The 12621-nt window shown below is 57.3% G+C and carries 9 protein-coding genes; 7 read left to right on the top strand and 2 right to left on the bottom strand.

Features of this window, described 5'->3' with window-relative positions:
- Window positions 1-975, bottom strand: a complete 975-nt coding sequence (locus tag ACTRWH_RS07505) for a YVTN family beta-propeller repeat protein (protein WP_213479790.1) — start codon at window positions 973-975, stop codon at window positions 1-3.
- Between the two features lie 42 nt (window positions 976-1017).
- On the bottom strand, window positions 1018-2160 hold the full coding sequence (locus tag ACTRWH_RS07510) for an ABC transporter substrate-binding protein (RefSeq protein WP_213479791.1): 1143 nt from the start codon (window positions 2158-2160) through the stop codon (window positions 1018-1020).
- A 306-nt stretch (window positions 2161-2466) separates the two neighbouring features.
- On the opposite strand from ACTRWH_RS07510, the gene pedF reads away from it, so the two are divergent.
- The 7 genes from pedF (at window position 2467) to exaC (ending at window position 12591) form a co-directional block, all read left to right on the top strand.
- Window positions 2467-2895: a cytochrome c-550 PedF gene (gene pedF, locus ACTRWH_RS07515; RefSeq protein WP_041335220.1), complete on the top strand. Its 429-nt coding sequence runs from the start codon at window positions 2467-2469 to the stop codon at window positions 2893-2895.
- Window positions 2896-2971: 76 nt separating this feature from the next.
- Entirely contained in the window at window positions 2972-3928 is a 957-nt protein-coding gene (locus tag ACTRWH_RS07520; protein WP_085678944.1) for a substrate-binding periplasmic protein, read from the top strand.
- Between the two features lie 221 nt (window positions 3929-4149).
- Window positions 4150-5925, top strand: coding sequence for a PQQ-dependent methanol/ethanol family dehydrogenase (locus tag ACTRWH_RS07525; protein ID WP_085678947.1), 1776 nt, complete (start codon window positions 4150-4152; stop codon window positions 5923-5925).
- A gap of 115 nt (window positions 5926-6040) precedes the next feature.
- On the top strand, window positions 6041-7162 hold the full coding sequence (locus tag ACTRWH_RS07530) for an efflux RND transporter periplasmic adaptor subunit (RefSeq protein ID WP_213480149.1): 1122 nt from the start codon (window positions 6041-6043) through the stop codon (window positions 7160-7162).
- A 7-nt stretch (window positions 7163-7169) separates the two neighbouring features.
- Window positions 7170-10283 (top strand): efflux RND transporter permease subunit, encoded by a 3114-nt coding sequence (locus ACTRWH_RS07535; RefSeq protein WP_213480148.1) that lies wholly within the window; start codon window positions 7170-7172, stop codon window positions 10281-10283.
- A 19-nt stretch (window positions 10284-10302) separates the two neighbouring features.
- Window positions 10303-10959 (top strand): CerR family C-terminal domain-containing protein, encoded by a 657-nt coding sequence (locus ACTRWH_RS07540; protein ID WP_226909974.1) that lies wholly within the window; start codon window positions 10303-10305, stop codon window positions 10957-10959.
- A 111-nt stretch (window positions 10960-11070) separates the two neighbouring features.
- A complete protein-coding gene (gene exaC, locus ACTRWH_RS07545) occupies window positions 11071-12591 on the top strand; it encodes an acetaldehyde dehydrogenase ExaC (protein WP_075194290.1) in 1521 nt (506 codons plus the stop codon).
- The last annotated feature ends 30 nt before the right edge of the window (window positions 12592-12621 follow it).

Below are 12621 nucleotides of genomic sequence, written 5' to 3' on the forward strand. Positions count from 1 at the left end.
TTATGAGGACGGATCAATGACCACACCCCAGGGGTAGCGGCCGACCTTGATGGATTTGATCACCTTCAGGTCTTCGACATCGATCACCGAAACGTCTCCTGAAACGCCGTTGGTGGTATAGAGATGTTTCTCATCCTTATCGAGATCCAGTTGCCATACCCGACTGCCCACCAGTAGATAATCCAACACTTCATAAGTCTGGGCATCGACGACTGCAACATGATTTGATGGGCCGAGCGCTACGAAGGCGTATTTGCCATCGGAGGTCAGCTCGATACCGACGGGCTGAACGCGGTCCTGATTCACGCCAGGAACCTTGAACGACATCTCATGGATCTGCTCCAGATTGTCCACATCGATGATGTGCACGGTGCCGCCGATTTCCGCCGATGCCCAGGCAATCTTGCTGTCTTTGCTGAATTCCACGTGGCGGGGGCGTTGCCCGACAACGATGTTCTTTTCAATCTCAAAGGTCTCGGTGTTGATCCAGTGCAGCATGCTGGTGGTTTCACTGGTGTTTACCGCCCACTTGCCGTCCGGGCTGACGGCCATGCCTTCCGGCTCGATGCCGACGTCAATCTGGGCCAGGACGTCTTTGGTGTCCACATCCACCACGGTCACGATGGCGTCGTCCTCGTTGGCGATGTACAGATGCTTGTTGTTCGGGTGAAGTGAGAACTGTTCGGGATCTTCACCGGAGGGCAGGGTGTCGACGATCTTGCGGGTCGCCAGGTCCAGCACCTGAACGGTGTCGTCGTCACTGGCGCAGATATAGAGCTTGGTGTGGTCCTTGGACAACAGGATGCCCCGTGGCCGCTGGCCCACATCAATGGTCTCAACAACTTCCTGAGTCTCGGTGTCGATGATGGAAAGGGTGTTGTCTTTTTCGTTGGACACGTAGGCAAGGCTGGCTATCGCCGGTGTCGACAGGCCGACGATGGCGGCCAGGGCGGCGTGCTTGAGCAGAGACTTCATGATGTAACTCCTTCTTGTTATAGAAAGCTTCCGCCAGAGCGGTCAGCCGTTGATGCGACATTCGCTCTCTGGTTTGTCGAAGCCGAGCGTGTCCATGTCCGTGTTGGGATGCAGAAACCCCTCGAACGGCGCTCTGGCAACCAGACCCCGTGGATGCACCAGTGGAACTGGCTGTCGAAGTTGGCCGTTCCAATCGCGATAAGTCAGCTTGCGGCCCTTGAAGGCGGCAAGCTGGAATTTGTCGCTGAACAGAAAACTTCGGATTGCGTTGGGGCTTGCGTCACCCAAGTCCGTGACGGCTGTGCCGATGGAACGAATGGCTGCCCAGGTGGCATAGTCCTCGCCGTTCATGTCGCGGCCAGCCAGATCACGGAAGCGGCTTTGCAGTTGAGCGGCGCCCCAGCTTTCCACTACCCGGTGCCAGGTGACTGGTGACATCCCCTGTGTTCCAACAACCGGGCGCGGCAGCCAGGTATTGAACGGCACGTACTCGCCGAAATCGCCTCGAACATCCGCCACCACGACGGCATCGTAATCGCTGGCCTGGGTAAACAACGGCAGTTCCTTGGAAGCGGTGCGGCGAAGGTCGGCGTCAAACGTCCATGGTTTGTCTTCAATCACCTCCAGGCCGAAGCGCTTGGCAGATCTGCGAAAGGCATTGGCCCAGCCTTTGTCATCGTCAGTGGGCCCGGTAATCATGAAAATCTCGTTCCAGCGCCTCTGGTTCAGCCATTGTGCCAGTGCATCAGTCAGCATGGCGTAGCTGGGCATGGTGTGGAGCAGGTTGGCGTTGCATTCGATGGTTCGAAGTTCGTCCGCCCTTGAGCCGGCGTTGAATAGGAGTGTGTTTTCGCCCGCCTTGGCGGTCATTCTCTTCAGTGTCTGTGCCGGAGCGTTCACCACGAACAGTTCGATACCGGACGCGCGCAGTTGGTCGAAGGCGGCCATAAAGTCAGCTTCCGAGTCGGCAACCCTGCTTTCCAGGGTGTAGGTCTGTCCGAGAAACTTCCCGGTGGTGCTGTTGTCTTGCATGCCCAGTTCTGCGCCTTTCAGGCCGGCGTCTTCCGGTTCGGGAAGGACATTGGACAGAACCGGGCCCTGGTCCGGAAGCCATTGCACGTACCCTATGCGTACCTCAAGAGAATCTGCTTTCACCGGGGCGGTGCTGAGGATAGCTGCCAGCATTGCGGTTGCAGTCCTGAACAATGCAGTCCTGAACAAAAGAGACATGAAGTTCTCCGGTTTGTTGTTGTGCTTCCAGCATAGAGAAGGGAAAAAGTCTCAGGAATATTCAGAAAGTAGGAATCTGCCGGTACTAAAGGATGAGATTTCTGCAGCAACCCCTCGCATCTACTACCAAGGAACTACACCAAAACCCCCAAAGTGGCATTCGGATTGAGCGGTGCGATTCCTAGACTGGGAGTAAGCACATTGGCGTCTGACAAAACCAACAGCCAATGGATGAGGAATCAAATAGCAGAGGTAGCAACAATGACCACGTCCTTTTCACTTCACACGCTGCTGGCAGCCGCTCTTTTGGGAGCTGCTGGTCTGGTAATGGCTCACGGCAACGTGACTCCACAGGAGGTGGACACTGGTGACCTGCCTGAACTCGGTGACGAAGTGCGATCGCAGAACCCGTTTCGGGAAGGCAATGAGTATGGCAAGCACAATGCCCAGGCCGTGACCGTGGGAGAGAGTGCGTACGCCGGCAACTGCGCAGGCTGCCACGGTATCCGCGCTATGTCCGGCGGCCTGACGCCCGACTTGCGTGAGCTGACTGAGTGGGATGACGAGTATTACGTTACCCGAGTGCTCAACGGCACTGACAGGGGCATGCCCGCCTGGAAGAAGACACTGGACCAGAACGCCATATGGGCCATTCGGACTTATGTGGAGTCTCTGCCGAAGCCGGAATGATCGCCTCACGGATGTTCACACAAAGCCTGTACTCAGGCCGGCCCTGTGCCGGCCTGACGTCGTTGGGGAGAAAACAATGAAAACACTGTCCCGTATTATCGTACTGATGCTGTTTTTCCAGGTGGTCCCGGCGCAGGAAGTGGATGACGGCGATCCGTTGCTGAACAGGCCTGCGGACCGAACCTACGACATCATTCTCGAATCCGGTTATCTGAAAGTCGGTGTTTATGAAAACTTCCCGCCGTACTCCTACGAGGTGAACGGAGAACCCCGTGGCATTGACGTGGAAGTGGGCAAGCAGATTGCCGAGGCCATGGGCGTTGAATTCCGGGTGCACTGGATTGTGCCTGATGAAAACCTGGGGGATGACCTCAGAAACAATGTCTGGAAAGGGCACTACCTCGCCAAGCGCCGGCTGGCAGACGTGATGATGCGGGTGCCTTATGACAAGCAATATGCCTACATGCAGGATTCCACCGGGGAATACATCAACGAACAGGTGGTGCTGTTCGGCCCCTACCAGCAGGAAACCTGGCAAATTGCCTTCAACCCCGAAAAGATCGAAGGCGTCGACACCGTCGCCAAGTTCCAGTATCACCCGATCGGCGTAGAGATCGACACCCTTCCGGACTTCTATCTGAGCTCCGGCTTGCAGGGTCGCATGCGTGAGCAGGTCAGGCATTACCCTAATGTTCGCGAGTCTTTCAACGCGATGCGCGATGGCACGGTAAGTGCCGTTATGGGTATGCGTGCCGAGATCGATCATGAGCTTGGGCGCGCTGGAAATACCGAATTCCAGTTGGCAGGGAACGGCTTCCCGGGTATCGGCAAGCAGGTCTGGGACGTGGGCATGGCCATCAAGCATACCCATCGCCAGCTCGGTTATGCGATCGAAGCCATTATCGGTGACCTGGTGAAATCCGGCGACATGCAAGCACTGTTTGCGGAGCTGGGGCTGCGATATAGCGTTCCCCAATATTATCGGGAATTTCTCAGCGAGGAAGCGTTGGCTAAGGCCGAAGGTCAGCGTTGATGACTCCCCGCTTTATTTCGAGCGATACATCAAGCCCGCGAAGCCCTCGCGGGCTTTGTTTTTGGAGGTAGTAATACCAAGTGATGAGAAAACCAGTGCCGGGGGGTAATTGTTGGTTTTCGTCCCAAAGCGAAGAATCACTTCAGAGGCGGGAAAAGTTCCCGGTTCATCCTGAAACAAAAACGATCGCACCGAAAACAAGAGACTTGGAGAGCGCAACCATGACATCGAACAAGTTCGGGATTCGCATTGCGGCCAGTGCCCTGGCACTGGCGGTATCGTATGGGGCCCACGCGGTCACCGACGAAGACATCATGAACGATCATAAAACGCCGGGCGATATTGTCAGTTACGGCATGGGTACCCAGGGTCAGCGCTTCAGTATCCTGGAAGACCTTAACACCAGCAACATTCAATACCTCCAGCCAGCCTGGGCGTTCTCGTTTGGCAGCGAGAAAATGCGCGGCCAGGAGTCGCAGCCATTGATCAAGGATGGCGTGATGTATGTGACCGCCTCCTATTCCCGTGTTTACGCCATTGACGCCAGAACCGGCGAGGAAATCTGGCAGTACGACGCGCGTCTGCCCGACGGCATCATGCCCTGTTGCGACGTTGTTAACCGCGGCGTTGCCCTGTACGACGACAAGGTTATTGTCGGCACTCTCGATGCCAAACTCGTGGCTTTGAACAAAGACACCGGCAAGCCCATGTGGATCAAGAAGGTTGCCGACTACCAGGCGGGTTATGCCATTACTGCCGCACCGATCGTCGTCAAGGGCAAAGTGATTACCGGCGTTTCCGGTGGTGAGTTCGGTATTGTCGGCAAGGTGGAAGCCTACGACGCCAATACCGGTGAGCTGGTGTGGATGCGGCCGACCGTTGAAGGCCATATGGGCTATGTCTACAAAGATGGCAAGGCGGTTGAAAACGGCATTTCCGGCGGCAAAGCCGGACAGACCTGGCCGGGTGATATGTGGAAGAACGGCGGTGCTGCGACCTGGTTGGGTGGCACCTATGATCAGGACACCGACTCCCTGTTCTTCGGAACCGGTAACCCGGCACCCTGGAACTCACACCTGCGCCCTGGCGATAACCTGTTCTCATCCTCGCGGGTGGCAATCGATCCGGACGATGGCAGTATCAAATGGCACTTCCAGACCACGCCTCATGATGGCTGGGACTACGATGGTGTCAACGAGCTGATTTCGTTCGATTACAAAGAAAAGGGCAAAACCGTGAAAGCGGCGGCAACCGCTGACCGTAACGGCTTCTTCTACGTTCTGAACCGTGAGAACGGCGACTTTATTCGCGGCTTCCCATTCGTGGACAAGATCACCTGGGCTGAAGGCCTTGATCCGAAGACCGGTCGTCCGATCTTCAAGGACGGTGGCCGCCCGGGCGACCCTTCCGCAATGGAGGGAAGTAAAGGTGAAGTTGTTGTTGCCCAGCCGGCGTTCCTTGGCGGCAAGAACTGGATGCCCATGGCGTATAGCCAGGACACTGGCCTTTTTTATGTGCCGTCCAATGAATGGTCCATGGATATCTGGAACGAGCCAGTTTCCTACAAGAAAGGCGCGGCTTTCCTGGGTGCGGGCTTTACCATCAAGCCAGCTAATGACGAGTACATCGGCGTACTCCGTGCCATGGACCCGAAGACCGGCAAGGAAGTCTGGCGTTATGAAAACACCGCTCCGCTGTGGGGTGGTGTGATGACAACCGCTGGCAACCTTGTCTTCACTGGTACGCCCGAAGGCTATCTGAAGGCTTTTGACGCCAAGACCGGCGAAGAGCTGTATAAGTTCAACACCGGTTCCGGCGTTGTGGGTACGCCTGTCACCTGGACCATGGACGGCGAGCAGTATGTCTCTGTGGCCTCTGGCTGGGGTGGGGCGGTTCCGCTCTGGGGCGGTGAAGTGGCCAAGGTGGTAAAGGACTTCAACCAGGGCGGTATGGTCTGGACGTTCAAGCTGCCGAAGGATCGTGTTGCGAGCAACTGATCCCTGGAGTTTACCGACTCGGTATCGGGTCTAGAAGGGGCTGCCGAAAGGCAGCCCTTTTTTTATGGTACATCCTTTCAGTTTTAATCAAATGATTATATGATGTCTTAATCAGATGATTAAACAGGGGTGGCTTGTGGTGCTGGTAATCATTCTTGCGGTGTTGATACTGGCCGGCTGCTCGCCGGCTTCTGAACCACTGGATACCTCTTCTCCGCCACGGCTAGTGGACGTGGCAAATGTTGAGCCGGCTGAATCGATGTCCTGGATGACCTTGCCGGGCCGGGTGGAATCAAGCCGAAGAACCACGCTGAGCTTTGAAGTAACTGGCCAGGTGGAGTATCTGACCCTGGATGTTGGCGATGCCTTTCAGCGTGGCGATATCCTCGCAAGGTTGAATGGCGAGCGCTACCAACTGACGTATGAACGCAGTAAGGCGGCAGAGGTGGAGGCCAGGACAGGCCTTGCTGACGTTCAGCGCGAGCTACGGCGGCTGACAAGGCTGCGCCAGGGCGGGCATACCAGTGAAGCTACCCTGGAAAACGCAGAGGCAGCCGTGGCTGGTGCCAGGGCCAGGGTGGACTCCGCCGTCGCGTCCCGGAAACTGGCAGCGCGGGATCTGGAACAGACAAGCCTGCGGGCACCGTTCGATGGCACTGTGGCACGCAGGCACGCTGAACCCGGGCAACGAGTGGCGGCCAACGAGGTCATCTTCAACCTTGTTTCAAGTGGCGACGGTTTTGACGTGTTGACCCGGGTGCCGGAGAACGTCATCGGGCAGGTTCAGGCAGAAAGCCTCCAGTCAGTGTCAGTGCCCGCACTGGACGGCGCACAGACGACCGCGCGGGTAACACACATTGGCAGTCACGCCGCTGACGGGAATGATTACCCGGTTATCCTCCGTATGACTGGGTCCATGGCGGGGCTTCGCTCTGGTATGACCGCTGAAGTTTCTTTCAAGATAGCGACCGATAGCATGACCACGTCGGTTGACTCCTTTCGTGTGCCACTGACTTCCCTGTTATACCCAGTCCTGGGTGAGCCTCGGGTTCTGCTGCTTGATGACGCTAACCAACTGGTCTCCGTGCCGGTGAAAGTACTCTCGGTAGCAGACGGCGAGGCGGTGGTCACCGGGGGCCTGCAAGTGGGGCAGAAAGTTGTCGCGCGCGGTGTCGAGTTTGTCTCGATAGGTGACCGCGTCAGCATTCTGGGCCAGGGCCCACAACAGTTCCATTGAGGTGGTCATGAACCTCTCCCAGCTCGCGTTCCGTTTCCGTCCGGTTGTCCTGTTGGCCACCGTGGCCGCCATGTTCTTTGGCGCGTTCAGCTACCTCTCGCTTCCCACCAGGGAGGATCCCAGTATTACCGTCCGCGAGGCGGTGGTCAGTACCCGTTTTGCTGGCTTACCCGCCGAGCAGGTCGAGGAATGGATCACCAAGCCGCTGGAAACCCGGATTCGACAGGTTGCCGAGGTGGAGCATATCCGGTCCACCTCGATGCGGGGGCAGTCACTGATTCATGTTGAGATTCAGGATCGCTACTTCGATCTGGCTCAGATCTGGGATGACGTGCGCCAGAAGGTGGAGAGTGCCCGCAGTCAATTACCGGAGGGGACTGAGGCGCCAGTCGTCAATGACGATTTCGGTAATGTGGCCGTGGTCACTGCTGCGCTCACCTCAGATCAGTTCAGCCAGGCTGAACAACTGCAGATTGCCGAACATGTGCGCGCCCGTCTGTATGGTGTGGAGGGAACCCGTAAGGTGGAGTTGCACGGTGTGCAGCCGGAACGCATCTACATCGATGTCAGTGAATCCCGCCTTGCCAATCTTGGGCTGACGCCGGTTCAGTTGGCCTCACAGCTTAGTGATCGAAACGTTATCTCACCGGCGGGCGTTATGGAATCCGGAGAGCAGCGGCTGGCACTGCAGGTGTCGGGTGCGTTTCCGGACTTGGAAGCCCTGCGGGCATCGGACATTCGGTTGCCCGATGGTGGCTCCCTTCGCCTGGCGGACCTTGGAGCGGTCAATCGGGGATACCTGGATCCTCCCGCTAACACCGCTTACCACAATGGCAAGCGTGCAATTGTATTTGCCATCTCCATGGCTGATGGCTATAGCGTCCTTGATTATGGCGAAGCCGTAAGGGCTCGCCTGGACAACATCGGGGCCAGCCTGCCGGCGGGCTATAACCTGGACATCATGACGTTCCAGGCGGACCAGGTGGCCAATGCGGTCTATGGCGTCAGCCTCAGTGTGATACAGACCCTGGCTATTGTTCTGGTGGTTGTGGTTCTGTTTCTGGGCATTCGCACCGGCCTGATAGTCGGCTCAACGGTACCGGCAGTCATGCTCGTAACCCTGGCATTGATGGGGCTCTTCGACATGACGTTGCAGCGCATGAGCCTCGCAACCCTCGTCATTGCCCTGGGGCTGTTGGTGGACAACGCGATCGTCGTTGCGGAGGACTTCAAAGTCCGCCTGGCGGAGGGTAAGTCTCGTGACTTGGCGCTGAAACAGACCGGGGGTGAACTGGCTATGCCCCTTCTGTCGTCCACGCTGACCACCATTCTGGTCTTCCTGCCACTGATGTTGGCGGAACATGTCTCGGGCGAATATACCCGGTCGATATCAATAGTGATTGCCCTGTCGTTGCTGACGTCCTGGCTGCTGTCGATGACAGTGGTGCTGATATGGTGTCATCGCTTCATGCAACGCCCCGCTGATGATTCCGATAGCAGTGCACCTCAGCAACAAACCGGGCCGGCGGCATTATCCGAGCGCCTGTTCCGGGCTATGTCCAGTGGGTATGAGGTAGTGCTCAGACGCTGCCTGCGGCATCGGCCGTTATTCCTGATAGCGGTGGTGGCTTTGCTGTTTCTAGGCATTGGATTGATGCAGGTGGTGCCCAAGAAGTTCTTTCCCGATTCAGACCGGCATCAGGTATTGGTCTACCTGGATCTGCCATCTGACAGTGCGTCCTCTGCAACGGACCAGCAGGTTCAGGCGGTCAGCCGGTCGCTCACCGAATCTCTGGGTGACAAACTGACGGGTGTGGCGGCCTACGCCGGATTTGGTGGTCCCAGGTTCGTGTTGTCACTCACCCCCATCGATCCGGCGCCGAATAGAGGCTTCCTGGTGTTGAACGTGGCAAAGAGGGACCAGATGGCATCGGTGATGACAGCGGCGCGGCAACTGCTGGCTAAGGAGTTTCCGCAACTGTCCTCCCAGGTCACCCGGATGTTCCTCGGGCCTTCAGATTCCAACCTGCTGGAGATTCTGGTCAAGGGGCCAGACCGAGAGGTGCTCTACGATACTGCGGCAAAGGTGGAGGCAGAACTCCGCGCTATGCCGGGGGGCAGGGACGTGCGTCAGAGCTGGGAAGCACGCATACCGTCATTGCGTATCGAGGTTAACCAGGCACAGGCGGATCGCGCCGGTGTCACCTCTGCCGATATTGCCAGCTCGCTGAAAGGAGCCATTGATGGTTATCAACTGAGCCAGTTACGCCAGGGCGACACCCTGGTGCCCATTGTGTTGCGTTACCCGCCTGAAGTGAGGTCCCGATTGGAGCGCCTGAAATCGCTAGTGGTCTACCCGCTGAACGACCCTGGTGAGGGTGTTCCCCTGAACCAGGTGGCGACAATCGGGCTGGACGATGGCTACTACCGGATCGACCGGCACAATCTGGTTCGTGCCATTACCATCGAAGGACGAAACGATGCTTTGACTGCCGAGGACATGGTGCCTCGCATCACCCCAACACTGAGATCCCTGGAGGCCTCTTTGCCGCCGGGCCATTGGGTTGAGTTTGACGGCGTGGTGGTGCAGTCCGCCGAAGGGCAGGCCTCGATGCAAGCCAACCTGCCATTGTGCCTGGGGTTGATCCTGATCCTGCTGGTAGCCCAGTTCAATTCCTACAAGCGCCCGCTGTTGATCGTGGTCACCATTCCCTTGGTGATACTGGGCGTATCAATGGGCCTATTGGTATTGCGGGCGGATTTCGGGTTCATGGTACTTTTGGGGATCTACAGCCTGGCCGGCATTATCATCAATAATGCCATCGTGCTGATCGAACGAATCGACCGGGAACGTCGTGACGAGGGGCATTCGCTGCAGGAGGCCGTTGTCCGCGCCTCCGTTCGACGGCTCAGGCCCATTGTCATGTCGGCTGCCACGACCATCCTCGGACTGTTGCCGCTGATTGTGGGTAAAGATCCGCTATTCTATGCCATGGCCAGCGCCATGGCCTTTGGTTTGGGCCTGGGAACCCTGATGAGCCTGGGCGTGGTGCCGGTGCTGTACACCTACTTTTTTGCCCGCGAATCAGGGAAGATGCCTCATGCAACCGAGACAACATAGTGCATTTGGAGAGAAAGCAGTGGCAAACGAGCCGGGCAAAGCCGAAGACGAAACCGCCCAAAAACTGATCCTGGCGGGCATGGAGTTGTTTGGTCAATATGGTTTCAAAGGCACCACGACCCGCATGATTGCCGAAGCCGCCGATTCCAATATCGGCTCCATTGCCTATTACTTCGATAATAAGACTGGCTTGTACCACGCCATTGCCCGGCATATTGCCCGGCGCATGAGAGAAGTTTTCGGTTTTACTGGCGAGCAATCGGCTGCAAGCGCCAGTGATTGCGATCAGGCCCTGGCCCAACTCGAACTCATCGTGAAACGCATGGTTCGCCAGTTCGCCCAGGCCCCGGAGGCTCGCCGCTGGCTCATGTTGGTGATGCGCGAACAGGCCAGTCCCACTGAGGCGTTTGATATCCTCTACGAGGAAACCTTCGAACGTGTCCATGTGCACCTGACCCGCCTGATTGCGGTCGTGATGGACCGGTCACCCGACGAGCGCCGGGTCATCATCGAGGCCCATACCGTCATGGGTCAGATTGTCTTTTTCCTTGTAGGCCGCTTCCCATTACTACGCAGGCTTGGGATAGAGGGCGAATTCCCTCCTGACGTCGTGGACACTGCCGAACAGGTGGTAATTTCCCACCTCCATGCCCTGGCGTTTACTACCAAGGGATGAGTTTTTCACCTCCATCGAATCATTCAACTATCCAGTGCCGGGGTCTACATTGAATAGGTAAACGCGCAAGGCCGCGTTGTCCTGCGACAAACACAACAAGAGGTCGAGACCATGATCTACGCACAACCTGGTAAGGAAGGCTCCGTCGTCTCCTTCAAACCCCGTTACGAGAACTACATCGGCGGCGAGTGGGTCGCCCCGGTCAAGGGTCAGTACTTTGAAAACATCACGCCGGTGACCGGCGATGTCATCTGTGAGATCCCCCGCTCCTCGGCCGAAGATATTGACCTGGCTCTGGATGCCGCCCACAAGGCCGCGCCAGCGTGGGGAAAAACTTCGACCACTGAGCGTTCCAATATCCTGCTGAGAATTGCCGACCGTATCGAGCAGAATGTTGAAATGCTGTCGGTCGCCGAAACCTGGGATAACGGCAAAGCCGTTCGCGAGACACTGAACGCCGACATTCCTTTAGCGGTTGACCACTTCCGTTACTTTGCCGGTTGTATCCGCGCCCAGGAAGACACGTCCAGCGCCATCGACAACAACACTGTGGCCTATCATTACCATGAGCCACTGGGTGTGGTTGGCCAGATCATTCCCTGGAACTTCCCACTGCTGATGGCTGTGTGGAAACTGGCACCTTGTCTGGCAGCCGGCAACTGTACGGTGATGAAGCCAGCCGAGCAGACGCCAGCCAGCATCCTGATCCTGATGGACCTGATTGGCGATCTGTTACCCCCGGGCGTGGTTAACATCGTCAACGGCTACGGCATTGAAGCGGGCCAGGCCCTGGCCACCAGCAAGCGTATTGCCAAGATTGCCTTCACCGGCTCCACACCGGTGGGCTCCCACATTCTCAAATGCGCGGCCGAGAACATCATCCCCTCTACTGTAGAGTTGGGCGGCAAGTCTCCGAACATCTACTTCTCAGACGTAATGCAGGCTGAGCCGGAGTTTATCGACAAGTGTGTGGAAGGCCTGGTGCTGGCGTTTTTCAACCAGGGTGAAGTCTGTACCTGTCCGTCCCGTGCGCTGGTGCAGGAAGACATGTACGAGGAGTTCATGGCCAAGGTTGTTGAGCGCACCAAGTCCATCAAACGTGGTAACCCGCTCGACACCGATGTGCAGGTCGGCGCTCAGGCCAGCAAGGAGCAGTTCGACAAGATTATGTCCTACCTCGACATCGGCAAGCAGGAAGGCGCGGAAGTGCTGACCGGCGGTGGCCGTGAGGAGATGGATGATGCCTACAACAATGGCTTCTATGTTCAGCCCACGCTGTTCAAAGGCAAGAACAACATGCGTGTGTTCCAGGAGGAAATCTTCGGCCCGGTGGTGGGCGTAACCACCTTCAAGGACGAGGAAGAAGCCCTGGCCATCGCCAACGATACCGAGTTCGGTCTGGGTGCCGGCCTCTGGACCCGCGACATCAACCGTGCCTATCGGATGGGCCGCGCCATCCAGGCGGGCCGCGTATGGACCAATTGTTACCACCAGTACCCGGCGCACGCTGCCTTCGGTGGTTACAAGAAGTCCGGCGTTGGCCGCGAGAACCACAAGATGGCGCTGGACCATTACCAGCAGACCAAGAACCTGCTGGTCAGTTACGACATCAACCCGCTGGGCTTCTTCTAAGTCCGCCAATGACTGTTGTGCCCGGGCCCT

The organism is Marinobacter sp. G5_S1_61_S3, from assembly GCF_054968585.1.

Coding starts and splice junctions, on each gene's coding strand:
- ACTRWH_RS07505 (WP_213479790.1), bottom strand. CDS start 975: ATGAAGTCTCTGCTCAAGCACGCCGCCCTGGCCGCCATCGTCGGCCTG.
- ACTRWH_RS07510 (WP_213479791.1), bottom strand. CDS start 2,160: ATGCTGGCAGCTATCCTCAGCACCGCCCCGGTGAAAGCAGATTCTCTT.
- pedF (WP_041335220.1), top strand. CDS start 2,467: ATGACCACGTCCTTTTCACTTCACACGCTGCTGGCAGCCGCTCTTTTG.
- ACTRWH_RS07520 (WP_085678944.1), top strand. CDS start 2,972: ATGAAAACACTGTCCCGTATTATCGTACTGATGCTGTTTTTCCAGGTG.
- ACTRWH_RS07525 (WP_085678947.1), top strand. CDS start 4,150: ATGACATCGAACAAGTTCGGGATTCGCATTGCGGCCAGTGCCCTGGCA.
- ACTRWH_RS07530 (WP_213480149.1), top strand. CDS start 6,041: ATGATTAAACAGGGGTGGCTTGTGGTGCTGGTAATCATTCTTGCGGTG.
- ACTRWH_RS07535 (WP_213480148.1), top strand. CDS start 7,170: ATGAACCTCTCCCAGCTCGCGTTCCGTTTCCGTCCGGTTGTCCTGTTG.
- exaC (WP_075194290.1), top strand. CDS start 11,071: ATGATCTACGCACAACCTGGTAAGGAAGGCTCCGTCGTCTCCTTCAAA.